At 71.6% G+C, this 19,627-nt stretch carries 20 protein-coding genes and 2 pseudogenes; 5 read left to right on the top strand and 17 right to left on the bottom strand.

Translation table 11 applies throughout. The annotated features are described in order from the left end of the window. Positions 1 to 119 precede the first annotated feature (119 nt). From MTQ10_RS07620 to MTQ10_RS07550, 15 genes and pseudogenes are all read right to left on the bottom strand, one after another. The gene (locus MTQ10_RS07620) at positions 120 to 1,385 is read right to left on the bottom strand and encodes a tyrosine-type recombinase/integrase (RefSeq protein ID WP_247463620.1); all 1,266 of its coding nucleotides are present in this window, start codon (positions 1,383 to 1,385) and stop codon (positions 120 to 122) included. A gap of 80 nt (positions 1,386 to 1,465) precedes the next feature. Next, positions 1,466 to 1,711 (bottom strand): helix-turn-helix transcriptional regulator, encoded by a 246-nt coding sequence (locus tag MTQ10_RS07615; RefSeq protein ID WP_247463617.1) that lies wholly within the window; start codon positions 1,709 to 1,711, stop codon positions 1,466 to 1,468. 89 nt (positions 1,712 to 1,800) lie between these two features. Further along, positions 1,801 to 3,210, bottom strand: a complete 1,410-nt coding sequence (locus tag MTQ10_RS07610; protein WP_247463614.1) for a DNA primase family protein — start codon at positions 3,208 to 3,210, stop codon at positions 1,801 to 1,803. Continuing rightward, on the bottom strand, positions 3,207 to 3,908 hold the full coding sequence (locus tag MTQ10_RS07605) for a bifunctional DNA primase/polymerase (protein ID WP_247463611.1): 702 nt from the start codon (positions 3,906 to 3,908) through the stop codon (positions 3,207 to 3,209). Before MTQ10_RS07605 ends, MTQ10_RS07610 begins: the two co-directional genes overlap by 4 nt. Positions 3,909 to 3,997: 89 nt before the next feature. Further along, a pseudogene (locus MTQ10_RS07600) lies at positions 3,998 to 4,280 on the bottom strand (hypothetical protein); the annotation flags it as partial. A 16-nt stretch (positions 4,281 to 4,296) separates the two neighbouring features. Further along, entirely contained in the window at positions 4,297 to 4,773 is a 477-nt protein-coding gene (locus tag MTQ10_RS07595) for a hypothetical protein (protein WP_247463608.1), read from the bottom strand. Between the two features lie 14 nt (positions 4,774 to 4,787). Then, entirely contained in the window at positions 4,788 to 4,982 is a 195-nt protein-coding gene (locus MTQ10_RS07590) for a hypothetical protein (protein ID WP_247463605.1), read from the bottom strand. 21 nt (positions 4,983 to 5,003) lie between these two features. Beyond that, positions 5,004 to 5,258 carry a hypothetical protein gene (locus MTQ10_RS07585; RefSeq protein WP_247463604.1) on the bottom strand — a complete coding sequence of 85 codons (255 nt, stop codon included), beginning with the start codon at positions 5,256 to 5,258 and terminating at the stop codon, positions 5,004 to 5,006. Between the two features lie 141 nt (positions 5,259 to 5,399). Further along, positions 5,400 to 7,625 carry a cell division protein FtsK gene (locus tag MTQ10_RS07580; RefSeq protein ID WP_247463601.1) on the bottom strand — a complete coding sequence of 742 codons (2,226 nt, stop codon included), beginning with the start codon at positions 7,623 to 7,625 and terminating at the stop codon, positions 5,400 to 5,402. 137 nt (positions 7,626 to 7,762) lie between these two features. Further along, positions 7,763 to 9,250 carry a DNA cytosine methyltransferase gene (locus MTQ10_RS07575; protein ID WP_247463598.1) on the bottom strand — a complete coding sequence of 496 codons (1,488 nt, stop codon included), beginning with the start codon at positions 9,248 to 9,250 and terminating at the stop codon, positions 7,763 to 7,765. A gap of 18 nt (positions 9,251 to 9,268) precedes the next feature. Beyond that, positions 9,269 to 9,598, bottom strand: coding sequence for a hypothetical protein (locus tag MTQ10_RS07570; RefSeq protein ID WP_247463596.1), 330 nt, complete (start codon positions 9,596 to 9,598; stop codon positions 9,269 to 9,271). Beyond that, positions 9,595 to 10,245: a GGDEF domain-containing protein gene (locus tag MTQ10_RS07565; protein ID WP_247463593.1), complete on the bottom strand. Its 651-nt coding sequence runs from the start codon at positions 10,243 to 10,245 to the stop codon at positions 9,595 to 9,597. Before MTQ10_RS07565 ends, MTQ10_RS07570 begins: the two co-directional genes overlap by 4 nt. Beyond that, positions 10,242 to 11,261, bottom strand: coding sequence for a DUF2637 domain-containing protein (locus MTQ10_RS07560; RefSeq protein ID WP_247463590.1), 1,020 nt, complete (start codon positions 11,259 to 11,261; stop codon positions 10,242 to 10,244). The genes MTQ10_RS07565 and MTQ10_RS07560 overlap by 4 nt, the downstream gene beginning before the upstream one ends. Then, on the bottom strand, positions 11,258 to 11,569 hold the full coding sequence (locus tag MTQ10_RS07555; RefSeq protein ID WP_247463587.1) for a hypothetical protein: 312 nt from the start codon (positions 11,567 to 11,569) through the stop codon (positions 11,258 to 11,260). The genes MTQ10_RS07560 and MTQ10_RS07555 overlap by 4 nt, the downstream gene beginning before the upstream one ends. Continuing rightward, complete coding sequence (locus MTQ10_RS07550) at positions 11,566 to 11,859, bottom strand: hypothetical protein (RefSeq protein ID WP_247463584.1); 294 nt, start codon at positions 11,857 to 11,859, stop codon at positions 11,566 to 11,568. Before MTQ10_RS07550 ends, MTQ10_RS07555 begins: the two co-directional genes overlap by 4 nt. Before the next feature lie 913 nt (positions 11,860 to 12,772). Here MTQ10_RS07550 and MTQ10_RS07545 point away from each other — a divergent pair. Then, positions 12,773 to 13,780 carry an XRE family transcriptional regulator gene (locus tag MTQ10_RS07545; RefSeq protein WP_247463582.1) on the top strand — a complete coding sequence of 336 codons (1,008 nt, stop codon included), beginning with the start codon at positions 12,773 to 12,775 and terminating at the stop codon, positions 13,778 to 13,780. Here MTQ10_RS07545 and MTQ10_RS07540 read toward each other — a convergent pair. Next, on the bottom strand, positions 13,764 to 14,555 hold the full coding sequence (locus MTQ10_RS07540; protein ID WP_247463579.1) for an NUDIX domain-containing protein: 792 nt from the start codon (positions 14,553 to 14,555) through the stop codon (positions 13,764 to 13,766). The two genes, MTQ10_RS07545 and MTQ10_RS07540, sit on opposite strands and share 17 nt — an antisense overlap. A 266-nt stretch (positions 14,556 to 14,821) precedes the next feature. Continuing rightward, the gene (locus tag MTQ10_RS07535; RefSeq protein WP_247463575.1) at positions 14,822 to 16,564 is read right to left on the bottom strand and encodes a dolichyl-phosphate-mannose--protein mannosyltransferase; all 1,743 of its coding nucleotides are present in this window, start codon (positions 16,562 to 16,564) and stop codon (positions 14,822 to 14,824) included. Positions 16,565 to 16,660: 96 nt separating this feature from the next. Here MTQ10_RS07535 and rsmI point away from each other — a divergent pair, with 96 nt between their 5' ends. The 4 genes and pseudogenes from rsmI to MTQ10_RS07515 all read left to right on the top strand — a co-directional run. Beyond that, the gene (gene rsmI, locus MTQ10_RS07530) at positions 16,661 to 17,518 is read left to right on the top strand and encodes a 16S rRNA (cytidine(1402)-2'-O)-methyltransferase (RefSeq protein ID WP_247463572.1); all 858 of its coding nucleotides are present in this window, start codon (positions 16,661 to 16,663) and stop codon (positions 17,516 to 17,518) included. A gap of 300 nt (positions 17,519 to 17,818) precedes the next feature. Beyond that, positions 17,819 to 18,286 (top strand): hypothetical protein, encoded by a 468-nt coding sequence (locus MTQ10_RS07525; protein ID WP_247463569.1) that lies wholly within the window; start codon positions 17,819 to 17,821, stop codon positions 18,284 to 18,286. A 43-nt stretch (positions 18,287 to 18,329) separates the two neighbouring features. Continuing rightward, positions 18,330 to 19,199, top strand: coding sequence for a TatD family hydrolase (locus tag MTQ10_RS07520; RefSeq protein ID WP_247463565.1), 870 nt, complete (start codon positions 18,330 to 18,332; stop codon positions 19,197 to 19,199). A gap of 148 nt (positions 19,200 to 19,347) precedes the next feature. Continuing rightward, positions 19,348 to 19,627, top strand: a pseudogene (locus MTQ10_RS07515) (hypothetical protein); the annotation flags it as partial.

Here is a 19,627-nt window from a genome sequence, read left to right as displayed (position 1 = left end):
ACCGCCAGTCGTCGATGGGGATGGCGGTGCCGGTGTAGAGGGGCCAGAAGTAGATGAAGTCTGCGCGATCCGGCCCTAAAGGGTCCCGACCAGGGCGTTTGCCTCTGGCCGGGGCCGGATCAGGCGGCTTGGGCCGTCTCTGGGCCGTGATCTTGCGGACGGGCCGCCAGAAAGAGGCTGTCGACGGCCTTGCGGGTGCGCCCCTCACTGCTCGGCATGAGGTGCGTGTACGTCCGCAGCGTGAACCCCGGATCGCTGTGGCCCAGGTACTGGCTCAGGGCCCGGATGTTCTCGCCGGCGTCCAGCAGGACGGACGCGTAGAAGTGCCTGAGCGCGTGCATGCCGTGCTCGGGGGCCGACGCGTACCGCTCGCCCGCTTCCCGCGCCGGGATGATCCCAGCGGCGGCCAGAGCCGGTTTCCAGTGGTGGTCGTTGAAGTTGCTCACGCGGACGTGGTTGCCCTCCGGCCCGCTGAACAGGAGCCGCTTTGTCACGGCCGGGCCGTCGGGCGTGCGCCACGGCAGGGTCACCGTGATGGGCTCGAACTTCTTCGAGTGGTCCCGGAGCGCGGTCGCGACGGCCAGGGGGAGCGGCACGTCGCGGACCTTGCCGCCCTTGGGCAGGGCGAAGACGTACTTGCCCCGGATTCGCTTGAGCTGATGGCCGACGGTCAGCCACCCGCCCTCGTAGTCGAGTTCATCGAGGGCCAACCCGAAGATCTCGCCCTGTCGCAGTCCGCAGCCTGCACCCACGTCCACAGCCGTCTGGTAGCGCTGGGGGAGGGCGGCTCGCACGCCGAAGACCTGCGCGGCCGTCCAAGGGACGACTCGCGGCTTACCCGGCTTCGGGAGCTGCACGGTGCGGGCACGGCACGGGTTCTTGCTGAGCAACCCGTCGTCGACCGCCGCGCTCAGCGCGGCCGACACGGTGCCGACGATGATGCGGCGGTGAGACTCCGCCGGCACGGTGGCCTCCAGAGCGGCGATCCACGCCCGGATGTGCTCCGGTTTGAACGAGCCCAGCGGGCGCGAGCCGATGTGGGGGTAGGCGTGCAGCCTGAGCCGACGTTCCGCAGCCTCACGGCTGTTGATCTCCCCGGTGTGCGTCTTCACCCACCGTTCCGCGTACTGCCGGAACGTCGTCCGGGCGGCACGCGGGTCCACGTACTGCCCTCGCGTCATGTCCGCCTCGATCTGCGCGAGCCATTGCTTGGCCAGTCGCAGTTCCTTGTCCCGGAAGGACTTGCTCTTCTCTGTGCCGTCCGGCCCGACGTACCGGGCGCGGTAGCGAAGCCCCGTGCCGTGCCGGTCGGTCTTGACCTTGACGGGCTTGCCGTCGGGGCCCGCAACGGTCTTGAACCAGCGGTCTTGGATGTGTCCTGCCACGTGGCAGTGTTCCTCTCTCGGAATGCAGCAGGGAGAGCCGCTGGCTCGCGGCTCTCCCTGCTGTCCTCGTAACGGTTTGATCAGGCGGCGTCGCAGTCGACGCCCTTGCGCTCGGCGACGTAGGCGCGAACGTCGGCCGGGTCGTAGCGGACGTACTTGCCGATGCGGAAACCCGGCGGGCCAATGCGCTTCTTGCGCCACTGGTAGACGGTCTCTTTCGGGACCTCGAACATCTCGGCGATGTCGTCGGGGGTGAGGTACCGGTCCGGGAGGCCACCCCGGAGGATGGCGCGGGGATCGGCCTGTGCGGGGGCGGTGGTGCCCAAGGCGTCCTCCACGGGTTGGGCCCGCAGTGCTCCGGGTCGCGTCTCACCGCGACTCAGAGCCCTGCGGCCGGGTGTTGAGTCGCGGTGAGTCACGACGCGGGCAATCGCGGCTCGGACGGGGTGAGGGTGATGCCGGTGTAGGTGGGCACCTGCCGGCCGTACTCGTCGCGGGGGCGGATCCGCCGGAGCTGCGGGACGACGGACAGCAGGTTGCGACCGAACATCTGCTTCGTGCCGACGCCGCGGACGCCGTTGTCCTCGGCCCACTCCCGCCAGACCGCCCACAGGGTGTCCACGGGCACCGTGCAGGCCGGGCCGACGGTGCAGCGTTCGCGGACGAACGCGCTCGTGGGCGAGGCGGTGTCCTGCATGATGACCACCGATTCCCTCGACGACGGCGGCTCCGTGATGCGGCCCGTGCGCTCCAGCCGGGCGAGTCCGTCAAGGGCCCAGTTGAGAATGCCGGGCATCTCGGCGGCGAGCCGGTCGGTGAGGGTGGTGTCTTCCTTGCCCAGCCACGACACCGTCATGTTGAGCACGACGAACCGCTTGGCGATGACACCGGAGGAGTCCCCGAAGTTCGGCAGCTCGTTCGTGAGGATCATCAGCCGGGTGGGCAGCTTGCCTGTCCACGGGTCGCGGAACTTGCGGTCGATGTCGATGGTGTCCTCACCGGAGATGGTCAGTAGCCGTTCGACCACCTGTCCGCCGTCCTTGCCGGAAAGACGTGCGTCGGAGATGACCGCCAGCGGCTTGCCCAGCAGTGACGACAGACCGAAGTTGCTGCCGAGTCCCGCGAGGGTGGGCCCGGCGAGGTTGTCACGGCCGACTAGCTCTTTGAGGACGCGCGCGATGGTGCCCTTGCCGGAGCGGGACGGGCCCTTGATCAGCAGGATCTTCTGTTGGTCGGTGCGGCCGGACAGGACGTAGCCGAACCACTCCTGAAGCGCCCGGATGGAGTCGGGGTCGTCCGGCCAGATCTGTCCCAGGAACCGTTCCCACGTCGGCGCCGTCGCGTCGGGGTCGTAGGCGAAGGGGACGGAGACCAGGTTGAAAAACTCCGGAGTGTGAGGCAGAAGGGCCCGGTCCCGGATGCGCAGCAACCCGTTCCGGCAGGCCACGATGGGACTGCCGTCCCGCTGGCCGTCGTCCGCGCCGTCGATCCAGGCGGGGGCGTCGATGTCGGTGGGCAGCAGCGTGATGGCGCTGAGCGCGTCAAGCAGGTTGCTGATCTTCTGCTTGGTCGGGGCCCAGTCGCGTTCCTCCGGCTCGCCGTCCTTGCCGGGTGCGCTGAAGGTGGCATGTTCCAGGCGGGTGTACATGTGGGCCCGCATCTGCGCGTCGTCCATCTCCCGCCAGCAGGTGCCGGTCCAGCGCATCCACGAGCCGCGCCAACGTCGGCAGACAAGCCGACCGTCCTTGGTCTGCCAGTCGGGCAGGAGCCTGCGGGCGACGGCGAGCGGGTTGGACGGCGGGGGCAGTTCTTCCGAGCCGGTCATGCTGCCGCTCCCTGGCCGGTGTCCAGACCGTTGGCGACGGCTCGACGTGCGTATGCCTCGGGCACGCCGACCGAGACGGCGGCGGCCACGATCTCTTCCCCGAGCGCGTCCAGGCCGCAGGGGCCGGGGCAGTCGGTGTGCTGGATGGCGAGGAACCGGGCCACGCCGAACGCCTGCGATCCGGCCCCAAGCCACCGGGCGTACGCCATGGCGGACTTGATGTCGACCCCAGGACGGACGGCGTTCGCGGAGCGCATCACGCCTCGGTAGATCCAGTGCTCACCGCGCGTCGTCGGCACGGTGCGGGTCGCGGGCAGCGTCTCGCGCGCCCAGGCGACAGCGGCCGGGGTGTCGAGGTCGACGACGGTCACACCCGCGCCGCCGGGGTGGTAGCCAACGGCGACGGCCTCACGCCATGCGGGCGCCCACGCCGGCGAGGTGAGGACGCGGGTGTCGGTGGTGGCGGCGGCCCAGGCGTGGCAGGGCGCCGGGCACTGGCAGGGGCCCGGGTTCTTCATGTTCGGCCTGCCGCCGCAGGCTCCGCCCGTGCAGCGAGGGCAGTTGCCGAAAGGCATCTTCCCCGCTCGCAGCGGCAGCGGGGGCACCCCTTGGACGGCGAGGTTCAGCGCCGTGCTGAGCGGGGGCCGCTGCGGGCGTGCGGGCGCAGGAGGTGACGCGGTCTTGCGGGCAGGTGCCATGCTGGAGATCTCCTGTTTCTGCGAAGGGACGGAGAACCGGGGCGGTCGCGGTCTTTGGCGAGAGGCGACCGCCTCGGGCGTAGCCACAAGGGGGGTTCGTCGCTGTAGCCGCCGGGGGCCCACGGGTCGCGGCCGGTTCCGCGTCGGCGCAGCCAGCGCGGCAGTCGGGGCAGCGGCAGCAGGAGCGTCCGCCACTCGGTCCAGCAGCCGCAGGGCTCCCAGTCGGTACCGGCGTACTCACCGGTCGCCGAGTCGCCGTAGTCGTGCGGGATGCCGCCCACGCCGTCGCAGTGCGGGCAGTCGGGGCGGGGCGTGTCGGTCAGGATCAGCGCGGTGCGGGGCAGCGGTGCGCTGGATACGCAGTCGCAGCACGGGGGTTGCCTCCTTGTCAGCCGTGGAAGTGGCTGCGCTTGATGACGGCCTTGCGGATGTGGACGGTGCTGCCGCGCCGACCGTCGGCGACGGCGCGGACGGGCATGCGCCACGCGAGGACGGCGAGGGCGATCCACATCGCGGCGCCGGAGGTGAATCCGGCGACGGCGTTGATGACCTCGCCGACGCCCCAGCCGACGCCGGCCGCGAGGGCGCCCGAGCCGATCCCGGCGCCGACGAAGCGCTGAGCGATCGGGTCCAGCAGCGGCAGCGGGGTCAGGTCGCGCGGCTCCGGCATGGGCATGGGCGGCGGGGCGAGGTGCTTGGGCATGGGGACCATGCGGCCGTAGGCGTCGGGCACCCACACCACGGGCCCGCGTTCGGCGGGCAGTTCGACGGCGGCCGGGGCGGGCGTGTACGGCTCCAGCGGTGCCGGGGCGTACGCGGCAGCGGCCACGGTGTCCGGCCGCACGGCGGGGACGTGTTCGTTCACGGCTCGCTCTCCTGTCACTTGCCGAGCTGGGCGATGGCGTCGGCGGACGCCTGCACGAGGTTGTGGATGGGGTCGTAGGCGCCGGTCCCGGCGGTGAAGAACCCGAACAGGAACAGCACCAGGGCGGCTCCGCCACCGGTCGACTTGGTCTTGACGGCGAGGGCGGAGGCGGCGCCGAACAGCAGCACGGCGGAGATGTTCAGGACCATCGAGGTTTCCTCCGGGTGGTGTCAGTCGGCGGTGCCGGCGCGGTAGATGCGCGCCCAGCGGTTGTAGAGCCAGCGGCCGACGCGGATGCGCTTGCCGGTGGCCTTGCAGCGGCGGCAGTCCTTGCCGCGCTTGAGCCGTCCCTTGCGGTCGGTGGTGAGTTCGTGGCCCATGCCGTGGCACTTGCGGCAGTCGCCGAACGGCGAGGCCGCACACAGCCCGCTGTAACCGAGCGTGACGGCGAACAGGCAGGCGATAGTAAGGAGGATGGGGGTCATGAAGGGCCCTCCGGGCGGGTTTTCAGGGGTTTCCGCAGATGGGCCGCTATCCGCTAGCGGCCTGATCAAGGGCGGTTTGGGGCGCTAGCGGGGCCGCTAACGTTAGCGGGGCGTGCCGCTATCGTTAGCGGCCCCGAAGGGTCAGCCCGCGTCCCGCTTTCCGTCACGCTCCGCGATCGCGGTGGTGATGTGGGAGCGGTCGATGCCGCGCCGGTTGACGACCTTGCCGTCCACCCGGCGGCCCACCTGGATGGTGGAGACGCCGTGCGGCTTGAGCGCGGCGGCGAGCGCGTCGGGGTCCCATCCGGCGTAGACCTCCGGCCGCAGCTCGGCGAGCCGAGCCACGACGGTTTCGGACCACACCTTGGCCTCGTCGGCGGGGACGACGGCGAGGATGTCGGCCAGCAGGTCATAGGCGGGACCCGTGACCTGCTCGGGTGCCTCACCGAGGGCGTGGCCGGAGAGGCGCCCGGCCGTCTCGCGGGCCTTGCGGGCGCGAGCGGCGATGGTTTCGGCGCTGGGGGCGTCGACGTAGACGGAGGCGACGATACGGGCGTCGGCGCCCTCGCCGACGAAGTAGTGGATGCCCTTGTCACCCCAGGCGAACATGGTCGCCCGCACGCCCCGCTTGTAGGCGGAGGTGCCCAGCACCATGTCGTTCTCCGTCTGCCCCATCACCTTCAGGCACCAGCGGGCAGATGCGTTCGCGCTGATCCCGGTGGGCAGCGACTTCGCGTCCGGCCGTTGGGTGGCCAGCAGCAGCACGATGCCGGTCGCGGGTCCGCGCTTGACCAGGTCGGTGGCGATCTCCTCGAACTCCTTGCCGTGCTCGGGATGCTCGAACAGCACCTGGCACTCGTCGACCCCGACCACGATCGGGTGCAGCCCCAGCGACCGCCTGTCCGCCAGCTGGCTGGTCACCTTGGACTCGGGGCAGATGTCCCTGGGCAGCGACCGGATCACCTTCGTACGGCGGCGCAGTTCCTCGCGCAGCGCGCGGAAGTCGGCGAGCGCGTAGGCGATGGATTCGTCATCGTCGCCAGCGGCGTGCCGGTGGGAGACGGCGTTGCCGACCGGGTCCAGGTCGCCGGTGCCCTTCATGTCGTAGGTGTGCAGCTCCGCGCGCGGGTCGAGCGCGGCGATGAGCAGCAGCAGACGCAGCAGGAATGTCTTGCCCATGCGGGGGATGGCGCCGATGACACCCGCGATGTACATCAGCGTCACTTCCACCCAGCGTCCGCGCTGGTCGGTGCCGTAGGCGACGGGCTTGAACAGGTCGACGAAACCCGCCTTGGCCAGCGGCCACTGCGGCTTCTTCGCCTTGGTCAGGTCCTGGTCGCCCACCCACAGCACGAGATGCCCGGTGTGCTCCTCGCTCACCGCCTCCGGCCACACGCACCCGAGCGGGCGGCGCAGACCCGAGGCGAGGCGTTCGCGGCGCTCGATGACGTCGGTGACGGTGACGCCGAAGGGGAGGTTGCCCTCGGCCCGCCAACCGGGGCCGTCGCGCGTGATCGGCGCGGTGAACTCGAATCCGTCCCGTCCCTTGGCCTGCGCCTGGGTGATGGCGGAGATCCCGAGCGAGCCGAGCGCCCGCAGGACGATGTCCGAGGTGAGCTTGGTCGCCTTGGGCAGCTCCACCGCGCGGTGCACGACCGGGGCGTCCGGCTTGCGGCCGGCCGCGCCCAGCGCCATGACCACCGCCGACACCGACAGGGCCTGAAGCCAGTCGGGGGCGAGCACGTAAATGGCCAGGGCCAGACCGAACCCGACGAACAACCCCAGCACGGTGACCAGGGTGCGCAGCCGTACCCGGCCGTCACGCTGCCGCGACAGCTTCAGGTACTCCGCGGCGTCCTCACGGCGCACGGCAGCCAGGCGGACCGGTTCGCCCTCGCGGTCGGCCACCCACCGCATCGTGCCGCCGACGAACCGGGCCGCACCGGTCGGGGCCTGAAGCGCCAGGCGGGCGGCGTAGACCGGGGCACGCAGCGCGTGATAGCCGGTGACATGCAGGTAGTGGCGGGCCACCCACGCCGACGCCGTACGCAGCTCCGCGAGCGAGCGAAGCCACACCGGCAGCACCGGGCGGCGTTGAGCCGCGGCGAGCCGACCGAGATAGCCCGGACCGGCCGCCTGCTCGGTCGGCGAATCGACCATTACGGCCGTGGTCGGGTCGGCCGACTCCGTGCCCGACTCGCCGGGGCGGGAGTCGACCGACCGGTCGACGCCCGGTCGAACCGCCGGGTCGGCCGACCCGGAGCGGGCCGACCGCGCCTTGACGAGGTCGACCACCTCACCGCCGGAGTCGGCGGCCATCTCCGCTTCGAGTCGGTTGAACAGTTCGTCGTCATCGGGGTGCTTCACTGAGAGTCCTTCCGCTTTCGGGTGTGAGGGAGAGCGGGCCCGGCCGACGCTGTGAGAGGTGGGCGGCCGGGCCCGTGGCAGAAGAGTCGGCCCACACGGGCCGGAGGAGGGCACGCGGAGTGCGTGCCTTGTGTGCGTCAGGCGGCGTGGGCGGCGGTGCGGGCGAGGGCGGCGGCGACGCGGTCGCCGATCCACTGGGCGACGTTGCAGGACACCGCGTTCCCGGCCTGCATGGTCTGCTCGCCCTTGTTGCCGTGGACGACGTAGTCCGCCGGGAAGCGCTGCGCGAGGAGCTGTTCGCGCGGCTGGATCATCCGGTAGTGGCAGTCCTCCAGCTCCGGTGCGGGACCGAGCAGACCGGCGGAGTCCTTTGTGCCGAGCGTGTGGAGCGGCTCGCCGGCCGACTTGGTCGCGGCGTTGCGGTACGGGATGACCAACCAGTGATGCCGTCCCTGCCCGGTCACGGTGTCGACCGGCTCGGCGACCGGCCGGGCGGTCGCGTTGCGGCGCAGGGTGACGATGAACGAGTCGTCCGCCTGCGGCGGGGCCAGCAGCGCCTCGAACCCCTTGGGGTTGGCCAGCCGGGTACGCATCGGCTCACTCGCGTGGGTCGGCTGCGTGTTCCACGTGCCGCCGGTCGGCACCAGCACCGCATCCCCGATCTTGACGGTGCGGGCGGCGAGCGGCGCGGTGTCGGCGGGGACGGCCCGGCCGTCGTGTCCGCTGTGGTTGACGGTGAGCACCATGCGCCGACTGCCGAGCAGGTCCAGGCCGGCGCGGATGCGCTTGACGGTGTTGGCGGCCAGGGGGCGCAGCCCGTGTGCGGGCCGGTCGCCGATGCGCACCCCGAGATTGGACCAGTCGATGATGCTCGCGGCCGGGCGCACGTACGGCTCCACGATCGCGTGGCGGCACCGGCTGTTGGGGCAGCGGTAGTCGTACTGCTGCCTGTACTTGCCCACCCGGCGGCCGTTGCGCCACGTCTGCACCGCGTGGACGTCCTCGCCGCACTCCGGGCACCAGGCGAGCGGCGAGGGCTTCAGGTCCGGGACGGGGACGTCGTGGCGGGTGAAGACGATGTAGATGCGGTCACGCCACTGCGGGGCGGGCGGGTTGGCGGCATCGCCGATGTGAGCGGAGGAGACGGAGACGATCTGGGAGCGATAGCCGAGAGTTTCCATGCCCTTGCGCCACCAGTCGAACAGCTCCCAGTCGACGGCGAACTCCAGCACGTTCTCGCACAGCACCGCCTTGTAGCGGTGCACCTCGGTGGCACGGATGACGTCGTAGGCGGTCGCCCTGGTGCGCTCCCACCCCGCGTCCTCCACCCGCCCGTACTCCTCCAGCTCGAAGGCGAGCTGCCCGTGCGTGCGGCGCTTGCCGCCGGCCGGGGAGATCTCCGTGCAGATCGGCGAGGCCCACAGGATGTCCGTCCTGGGCAGGCGCCGCATGTCGTAGTTGTTGATGTCCGCGCACAGGTGGTCCGCGTCCGGGTGGTTGGCCGCGTGGGTCTCCACGGCGCGCTGCCAGTGATTCGCGGCCAGCCGAAGCTCCAGTCCGGCGGCGACCAGTCCGGTGGACGAGCCGCCCGCGCCGCAGAACAGATCGGTGAACGTCAGGCTCACGCCTGCACTCCTTCCGGGTCAGAGATCGAACAGGGCGGGCGCGTCGTCGGCCGGTCCCGTGCTGTGGGCGCGTCGGGCGGCGGCGGTGTGGCACTCCGGGCACCAGGCCCGCAGCTCGCCCACCGGCAACGCGACCGCCTTGGCTTGCGGGGTGAGCGGGTCGGCGGGCGCGGCCATCAAGCGGATGAGATGGCCGTGCTTGCTGGTGTAGGCGTCGTGCTCGCGCGGGCATCGGCCACCGGTTTTGGCGTGCTCGTTGCCGCAACTCCCCGTGCACTGGCAGCGGTAGCCCGCCGCCTCCATCACCGGGCGCCAGACGTCGACTGCGGCGAGCGGCTGCGACTTCATGCCGCCACCCCCACCACGGGCGCGTCCGTGCGGGCACCGGTACGGCCGGCGCGGCGTCCGGCGAGGGTGACGAACAGCCGTCCCAGACCGGCCCGGCGGGTACCCGTGCGGGCCTGCTTCGCGGCGTACATCGCCTCATCCGCCCGCCGCAGCAGCGCGGACAGGTCATCGCCGGGGAAGTCCGCCGCGCGCACCCACCCGAGGCTCACGGTGGTGCGGACGGCCGGGTCCTGTCCCTCGACCGGGCGGGCCAGCACGCCATGCAGCACGGCGAGCATGTCGGCAGCGGTGCCGTGGTCATCGATCAGGACGGCGGCGAACTCATCGCCCCCGAGCCGTCCGGCGACCCCCGTACGGCCGACGTGGTGGGCGAGGCGGTCGGCGGTCGCCTTCAGCAGGGCGTCTCCGGCCGCGTGCCCGTGGGTGTCGTTGATCTGCTTGAACTTGTCGACGTCGGCCAGCACGACGACCGCGCGAGGGTCCTTCAACAGGGCCGTGGCGCGGCGGGTGAACCCGTCGCGGGTGTGCAGCCCGGTGAGCGGGTCGCGGCGGGCGGTGTGCAGGCAGCGGGTGAGCCAGCGCACGTGCACCGCCCACCCGGCGGCCAGAGGTAATGCGGACAGCAGGACTGTGAACAGGGTGTTCATGCCGCCGCCCCCTCACTGCCGACCTCGCCCGGCTCGGCGTCGGCTGCGGGCACCTCGACGGGGCGCAGGGTGCGGCCGTCGGCCCGCTCGGCGAGCAGCGCGTCACGCACCTGCCGCGCGGGGCCGGAGCCGCAGTGCAGGGCCTTGCGCAGGGCCTCGGCGTTGACCGCGTCATCCGGCCATTCGGCCGTGACCGTGCGCGCCTCGGCTAGCAGGTCGGCCACGGAGCGTGGCGCGGGCTTGGCCTTGCTCCTGGCGGGCCGCTTGCGCGGTGGCTTGGGCGTCACGCGCTTCGGCTCCCGCGCGACCGGTGCAGGCTCCGTGGCGTCGGCGACGTTCACGGCGGCGGGGGCCAGTTCGCCCAGGCGCAGCAGGACGCGTTCGCGCCGTGGTGTCTTCCTGCGCCAGCTGCGGCCGTAGCGCTCGCGCAGGTCCGCGCGGGCCAACAGCCGCTCCCGCTCCAACGCGAGCGCATCCGAGTAGGAGGTGACCTCCCACAGCGTCATCCGACGCCACAGAGCGAACGTCGACAGCGGGGCCAGCAGCCAGCGGGAGAACCGGATCTTCTCCATGCGGCGACCCGTCGCCGCACCGATGCGTACGGCGTAGACGTGCGCACCGATCTCGGAAAACACCACCCACAGCAGCGGCATCGTGCCGTGCGCGACCTTGGCCCACAGCGCGTGGCCGGCGGCGACGTTCAGCCCGCAGGTGACCAGGGTCAGCGCCCAGGGAACGAACCGCACCCACACAAGCGCCATGTCCAGCCGGATCAACAGCAGGTTGGCCACGGTGAACACCGGAATGGCCACGTCGATACCGACCGGCAGCATCCACGGCTCACCGAACCCCCACCGCGCGGCAGCAGCAGAGACGGCGTCGAACGAGGAGATCAGACCGAGCGCGCCGACCCCGGCCGCGGCAGCAGCGCCGACCCCGGCAAGGCCCATCTCCGGGCGCGTGAGCGGCGGCACCGCCGGGCGCTCGCTGGTCCTTGTCGTCGCGGTGATGGTCATTGCGCCACCCCCTTGCGGCGGTTCTCGGCGCGGCTGCGCTGGCTCGGCTGCGTGCGCGGCGCGTCCTCGTACCAGACGAACGGGGGAAGGGTGTCCGCGGCCGTGAAGACCCGGATCGCGGCGCCCTCCGGGGCGCCGGGCAGAGGGTAGACCCTGCCGCCCTCCAGCGAGGCCAGCAGCCGCGCGGCGTGGTGCTCGCAGCCGTCCGCCCCGGCGTCGTGGGCGTCCAGCACGGTCACGACCGCCGGGCCCTCGCACGGCGTCGGGTCATCGGGGTGAGCGGCCGGGCAACGGTCGGTGCCGGTCATGCCGCCGCTCCCTTCCGGGACGGCCGACGGCGCCCGACCGGGCGAACCAGCGGGACGACGTTGAACAGCTCCGGGGCGTGCGCCTCGATCACCTCGGCAACGACGCGGGTCACGTCGTCCGGCAGACCGGGGTTGTCCGCGAGGATGTCGCGCGCGGCGTCCAGCCGGGCCGCGCGCTCTTCCTCGCTCTCGCCCTCCACCCCGAGCCACAACTCAGGCGGTGTGCCCAGGGCCAGTTCGACGAAGTCGTTCACGGAGACGGCCTGATGACCGCCGACGTACGTACGCATGGCGAGGTCTCCAGATGCGAAGGGGCCGGAGTGGTCGCGGTCTTTTGGCGAGAGGCGACCACTCCGGCGAGGCGAAGGCCGGGCCGCGACGGCGGCCCGGAAGAGTCGGAACGGATTTCCGGCTCCCCTCTGCCCCTCCCGTACGGCGCCGCGAGACGCGGCCCGGACGGGAGGGGGGAGGCAACCGGCCGCAGCGCTGGCCGCTGCGATGGCAGGAGGGTTCGACCGGTTCGGCCGTGGGTGCTTGCGCTCCGCTCACGGCGCGGGGGTGGGGTTCTGGTGCCGCCGGCCGGTCGTCCACGGCGGCACCCGATGTCTTCGTTTGCTGTGCACGGCGCCTCCTCTGGGGGAGCGGACGCGAACAGGTCTCCTTCAGGAACACGAGCTCCTGTTTCAGGCGTATGGAGACATGGCCTTTCGGCCTGAGCCCTCCCGAGTGCAAAGGGTCGGGTGCGCCCTCGGCCCGCTCTGTCCCGGGCCCCTTGAAGCCGCTGAGGTGCGGCTCCCGTTGTCGTGCGCGCACCGTGAACCGGAGCGAGCCCGGCTATCTGGTGCGCACCAGTAGAGTGCATCTGGTGCGCACCAGGGTCAAGGCGGTTCGTCGGATTAGGTGGCGATCGCCCCTCGCGGTGCACCTCCAGAGAACCGCTGCGGAGGGGGTCTGCGGCAGCCAACCGGCCTTCACAAAGGCCGGGTTAGGGTTGCTGTTAACCCCTTTTGACCTGGGGCGATGTGAGGCACCATGAGGTAGCGGCGATCGGACGAATGCCGAGCGGGGTGCTTTGTGAGCGATGGATCAGGACTACGGAGTGCGCGGAAGGCGCGCGGTTGGTCGCAGGAACGACTCATCCGCGAGATCGAGCAGTACGCCCGACGGAGCCTCACTGATGTCGCCTCGACTGCGAGCCTGCGGGTGTACGTCTCCGAGTGGGAGAACGGTCGACGCGCCATCTCGGATCGCTACGCAGCGATCCTGCGCAAACTCCTGGGGGTCACGGACTTCGAGCTGCGAGGCGTCCGCGAGGAAGCCGCGCCGGCGACGGCCGACGGATACGGCGATCTGCTCAGCCGGATCGATTCCGCCAGCAGTGTCAGCGCGTCCATGGTGAAGGCGTTCAACGATCAGACGGAATTACTGCGCACGATGGACCGGCAGATGGGCGCCGCCGGGTTGGTGGACCAAATGACCGGGCACCTCGCCGCACTTGAAGATGCCCTCAACTTTGCCGTGTTGCCCGCCGCACGGCGGCCTGTGGCGCTCGCGCTCGCAGGCGCGTCAACCCTCGCCGCCTGGCAGGCGATCGACTCCGGCGCCATCGAACGAGCATGGCGACACTACGAACTTGCGAAGCGCGCGGCTCGCGATGCGGAAGCGCCGATGTACCTGGCTCACGCGATGGGTGAGCAGGCGTACGTACTCAGCGATGCCGGACGGCCGGCGCTCGCCGTCGAACTTGTCCGGGACGCTCAGCGCACCCTCGGCCGGTCCGGGTCACCACGGCTGTGGGCATGGCTGCACGCGGCCGAAGCGGAGCTGTGCGCACACGCCGGGTTGGTCGACGACTGCAAGCGGGCGTTGGACGCGGCCGTGGGCGCGATCCCCGAAGGCCCGGAGGACCGAGACCCGGACATGCTCAGCATCTTCCTGAACGGTGCCCATCTCGCCCGGTGGCGGGGCAACGTGCTCGGCCTGCTCGGCGACGATGCCGCCGTGACGAGCCTCTACGGGGCCCTCGAAGTGATGGACCCGACGTTCGTACGTGCGCGTGCCGGGCTCCATGCCGACCTGGCACAGGCGCATCTCGCACGTGCCGAGTACGACGACGCGAACACGCATCTCCGGCAGGCGCGGCTGCTGGCGAACCGCACCGGTTCGGTGCGGCAGCGCCGTCGCGTCGACAGGCTCAGTGAGCGGTTGTGACGCTCGGCCTGGCCCTGGACGCGAGGATGTGGAGCAGTGCGACCAAGGTGCCGGAGCCCAGTAGCTCACCACGGGCCATGAGTCCGGGCACATCGGCGAGAGGCACCCATTCGATGTGTCCGGACTCTTCCAGGTCAGTCGGCTCACCGACTTTCTCAGCTCCGTGAGCCACGAAGATTTCGTGGGGTGAGTCGACCATCCCGACCATGGGTTGGTAGCTGACGACGTGTTCAAGGTTCTTCGGCCGCCACCCGGTCTCCTCGACGACTTCCCGCAGCGCGGTATCCGCCGGCTCCTCGCCCTCGTCGACGATGCCGCCCGGCAGCTCCCAGCCGAAGCGCTGCGGCACGAACCGGTAGCGCCACAGCATGAGCACACGGTCCTGATCGTCGACCACGGCCGTGACGGCGACGTGGTGAAGCCTGACCACGTGGTGCTCGAACCGCTTCACGCCGGGCGGCTCGACATCCCAGAGCTGAAGCTTCACCCAGCGGTTGTCGTAAAGGTCACGCTCGCCGTGGATGCGCCATGGCTCCAGCCCGTCCGGCGTCTTCACGCTCACTGCGCCCGGCACGCGGTATGAGCTGCGTCCCCGGACCTCCAGGGCGCCCTCGGCCACGAGACGGGCGAGCACCTGCCGCAGCGCCGTCCGGCCGATGTCCAGTTCCTCGGTCAGCGCGCGTTCAGAGGGGAGCTTGTCGCCAGGGCCGCCGTACACACCGTCGGCCAGCCGCTGGCGCAGCGTCTCGTAGACCTTGGTCGTCTTCGGTCCCATCCGCAGAGCACTCTCCGTTCTGAGGTGGTGCGTACCAGCGTAGCGGCAGAGGGACACGATTCCTCCGGACGGTCGATGGGCCGGACTTCCGGCCCTTGAATGCGGAACGGCCCGAGCACGAGCCGCGGGCCGCCGATCTGGTGTTTTGGCGTAGGGGCCGGGCCGTCCTGGGGCCGTCCGAGAGGGACCGGTGTCGGCCACTGACGACCAATGACGACCACGACGGCGGGCGAGGCGCCGTCGTGGTCGTCGGCGCGTCTACGCAGCTACACCCACGTGTCCAGCCACATCCGCGACCGCCAGTCGTCGATGGGGATGGCCGTGCCGGTGTACAGCGGCCAGAAGTAGATGAAGTTCCAGGCGATCAGCAGCACCAGGACGCCCGCGCCGGTCGCGCCCGCCGCTCGGCGGGTGTCGCCTGTGCCCGGGGGGCCGATCAGGGCGCCGACGAGCATGGCCACCGCCAGGCACAGGAACGGTACGAAGACCACCGCGTAGAAGAGGAAGATCGTCCGCTCCTGGTACAGGAACCACGGCAGATAGCCCGCCGCGATGCCGCAGGCGATCGCGCCCGCGCGCCAGTCGCGGCGGAAGAACCAGCGCCACAGCACGTACGCGATCGCCGCGCACGCCGCCCACCACAGCATCGGTGTGCCCAGCGCCAGGACCTCCCGCGCGCACTTCTCGCCCGCGTCCGCCGGGCAGCCGTCCGAGCCGGGTGCCGGGGACTCGTAGAAGTAGGACACCGGGCGGCCCAGGACGATCCAGCTCCACGGGTTGGACTGGTAGGTGTGCGGCGAGTGCAGGTTGACGTGGAACTCGTACACCTCGTGCTCGTAGTGCCACAGGCTGCGCCACCAGTCCGGGAACAGCCACGACCAGTCGCTCTTCTTCCCGTCCTTGAGGGCCCAGTCCCGGTAGTAGCCGCCCGTGCCGTCCGTCGGGGAGAGGATCCAGCCCGTCCACGACACCAGATACGTCACCAGCGCGACCGGCACCGTCGCCAGGAACGCCAGCCCCAGATCGTGCTTGAGCACCGCCGCGTACGGGCGGCTCGCGCCCGCCACCCGGCGCGCCGACACATCCCACAGCACCGTCATCACGCAGAACGCGACCAGCACGTACAGGCCGTTCCACTTCGTGCCGATCGCCAGGCCCAGCATCAGGCCCGCCAGCCACCGCCACGGCCGCCACCCCAGCGACAGCCTGTCCGCGATCTTCGCGTCCGGGCGCACCCGGCCGTCCTCGTCCGCCGGCAGCGCCGCCGCCAGCCGCTCCCGCGCCCGGTCCCGGTCGACGACCAGACAGCCGAACGCGGCCAGTACGAAGAACATCAGCACCCCGTCGAGCAGCGAGGTGCGGCTCATCACGAAGTGCAGACCGTCCACCGCCATCAGCGCGCCCGCCAGGCAGCCCAGGAACGTCGAGCGGAACAGGCGGCGCCCGATCCGGCACAGCAGCAGCACCGACAGTGTGCCGAGCAGCGCCGTCATGAACCGCCAGCCGAACGGGTCGAACCCGAAGATCAGCTCGCCCAGGCCGATCACATACTTGCCGACCGGCGGATGCACCACGTACGCCGCGTCCGTCGGCACCGCCACATGACCCCCGGATTCGAGGATCAGCTTGTTGACGTCCCTGTCCCAGTTGACCTCGAAGCCGTGGTGGACGACCGCCCACGCGTCCTTGGCGTAGTACGTCTCGTCGAATATCACCGCGTGCGGGCTGCCCAGGTTCCAGAACCGCAGCACACCCGCGAACAGCGTCACCAGCAGCGGGCCGCCCCACCCGGACCAGCGGGCGACGCGGTCGGCGAGCACCGGCGGGACACCCAGCGCCTGCCACAGGCGCGCACCGGGAGCCGCGAACGGCGGTACGAGCCGTGCTCGCACATCGCCCGTGGACTGCGCGGAGTATCCGTAACGGCGCAGCCGCAGCGGCCACGTCGGCCGCGTGTCGGGCGCCTGCTGGCCCTGCCGGGTGTCCGTGGAGGACGCGGTACTGGTCACCGCGCCATCGTAGGGAAGTCCACTGTGGGAATCCCGTGCCCCGGCGGTACCGGTCCGGATGCGACCGGTTGATCCGGTCCCTGGGAGGATGGTGACGTGACTGGAACCCTTGTTTTGGCGGGCACCCCCATCGGCGACGTCCAGGACGCGCCGCCCCGGCTCGCCGAGGAGCTGACCGGCGCGGACGTGATCGCCGCCGAGGACACGCGGCGGCTGCGGCGGCTGACCCAGGCGCTGGGCGTCACCCCCAAGGGGCGCGTCGTGTCGTACTTCGAGGGCAACGAGTCCGCCCGCACACCCGAGCTGGTCGAGGAACTCGCGGGCGGCGCGCGCGTGCTGCTCGTCACCGACGCCGGCATGCCGTCCGTGTCCGACCCCGGCTACCGGCTGGTCGCCGCCGCCGTCGAGCGGGACATCCGTGTCACCGCCGTGCCCGGTCCGTCCGCCGTGCTCACCGCGCTCGCCGTGTCCGGGCTGCCCGTCGACCGGTTCTGCTTCGAGGGCTTCCTGCCCCGCAAGGCCGGCGAGCGCCTGTCCCGGCTGCGCGAGGTCGCCGAGGAGCGCCGCACCCTCGTCTACTTCGAGGCACCCCACCGGCTCGACGACACCCTCGCCGCGATGGCCGAGGTGTTCGGCGCCGAGCGGCGCGCGGCCGTGTGCCGGGAGCTGACCAAGACCTACGAGGAGGTGCGCCGGGGTCCGCTCGCCGAGCTGGCCGCATGGGCGGCGCAGGGCGTGCGCGGGGAGATCACGGTCGTGGTGGAGGGCGCACCGGCGCGCGGGGCGGCGCCCGTCGACGCGGCCGAGCTGGTACGGCGCGTACGGGTGCGTGAGGAGGCGGGGGAGCACCGCAAGGAGGCCATCGCCGCGGTCGCGGTGGAGGCCGGGGTGCCCAAGCGGGAGGTGTTCGACGCGGTCGTCGCCGCCAAGACAGCCGAGAAGGGGCAGCCGTAGCGGCCGGCGGGCTCCGCCCCCTCCGCCTGGCCGGCACGTCCGCCCCCGTCCGGGCGTGCAACGGCGTGAAACCGCCTCTGAGCAGGGCGCATGCCGTTCGAGCGGGCGCCCCACACGGTGGCAAAAAACCGCCGGAAAAGGCAAAGTCCGACCGCGTTCCGACGCCTTTTCGGCAAGCGCCGCCCAAATCGGCTCCAACACTCGACAGGACAGGTGCATTCACGCCGCCCCGAGGCATCCACTGGAGGACGGGACGCACACGACCAGCGCCCCGCCTCCCAGCGCACAACAGGAGCCGGCATGAGCGACATCACCGAGCACACCGGCCTGAGGGCCGGCGCCACCACCGTCGTCCACGAGTCGTACGCGTTCGCCTGCATGCGCTGCGGGCACGGCTGGGAACAGTCGTACGAGATAGAGCACCACACCGACGCCGACGGCCACGACTACGTCATCTACGTCACCGACGGGCACGTCGTGCCCTCACCGCTGCGCCGCCCCGTGTGCCAGAACTGCGACCATCACGTCGTGCGCATCATGCGCGCCGGACAGGTGGCGTCCGTGCGCGCCGCGGCACGCGGAACGACCCGGCTCGTCCCGCCGGCCGGCCCCGTCGAGGTCCCGGCCGTCCCGTCCGAGGCGCCCGAGCCGCGCGTGTCGCCCGAGCCGTCCGGGCCCGCGGCCCCTGCCGCCGCCGGGAATGCCGACGGCCACCACCACTGGCACCTCTCCGACCTCCTCCACCCCTTCCAGCGCAGGGCGAGCTGACCGGCCCGCGCCCCGCGCCCCCCGCCTTCCGTAGGATCGGGGCATGCCCAGCAACGCCGAAGCCCCGCCCCTGCCGGAACCCCTCCGGGTGCCGGTCGCCGACTCCCACACCCACCTGGACATGCAGTCCGGCACGGTCGAGGAGGGCCTCGCGAAGGCGGCGTCCGTGGGCGTGACGACCGTCGTCCAGGTCGGCTGCGACGTCCGCGGCTCGCAGTGGGCCGCCGAGACCGCCGCACGGTACGACGCCGTGCACGCCGCCGTCGCCCTGCACCCCAACGAGGCGCCCCGCATCGTCCATGGGGACCCCGACGGTTGGTCCCGGCAGGGGGCCCGGGAGGCGGGCGGCGCGGCGGCGCTCGACGAGGCGCTCGCCGAGATCGACCGGCTCGCCGCGCTCCCGCACGTCAAGGGCGTCGGCGAGACCGGCCTCGACCACTTCCGCACCGGCGAGGAGGGCAAGGCCGCCCAGGAGCACTCCTTCCGCGCCCACATCGAGATGGCCAAGCGGCACGGCAAAGCCCTCGTCATCCACGACCGCGACGCCCACGCCGACGTGCTGCGCATCCTCAAGGAGGAGGGCGCGCCCGAGCGGACGGTGTTCCACTGCTACTCCGGGGACGCCGAGATGGCCGAGGAGTGCGCCCGCAACGGCTACTTCATGTCCTTCGCCGGCAACGTCACCTTCAAGAACGCCCAGAACCTGCGCGACGCGCTAGCCGTGGCGCCGCTGGAACTGCTCCTGGTGGAGACCGACGCCCCGTTCCTCACGCCCGCGCCGTTCCGGGGGCGGCCCAACGCGCCGTATCTGATCCCTGTCACCGTGCGCGCGATGGCCGCCGTGCGGGGCGTCGACGAGGACACGCTGGCGGGCGCCCTCGCCGCGAACACCGCCCGCGCCTTCGGCTGCTGACCGCGACGCCCCCGCCCGCACGCCTGCTCGACGGCGACGCTCCGTGGTCGCGTCGCTTTGGAGAGTGACGGTGGCTCCGCTACGTTCTGGGGGCCCGGTCGGCCCCTCGTGGCCGGCCCGGACCTCTGCACCCCTGGAGCGTGTCGGCGTGAGCAACTCGCACTACCCCCAGCAGGCGTACGAGGGGGCGTACACACAGACGTACGACCCCTTCGATCCGCACAGCGCGGAGACCGTCGCGTACAACCAGCCGTACGACCGGCCCTTCACCGACCCCTACCGGCCCGCCCACGAGACCCGGTGGGGCTACGAGGACCGGACGCCGTACGGCAGCCACGAGCCGTACGCCGGTCACGAGCCCCATGGCGACCAGCGGCCCCACGACGCCCCCGCCCCGCTCCCGCCGAAGCCCGCACGCCACACGGAGA

Origin of the sequence: Streptomyces sp. XM83C (assembly GCF_023072675.1) — a bacterium.
GTDB lineage: Bacteria > Actinomycetota > Actinomycetes > Streptomycetales > Streptomycetaceae > Streptomyces > Streptomyces thermocoprophilus.
The sequence above is the reverse complement of the archived record's forward strand: the minus strand, read 5'-3'. Positions and strand labels throughout refer to the sequence as shown.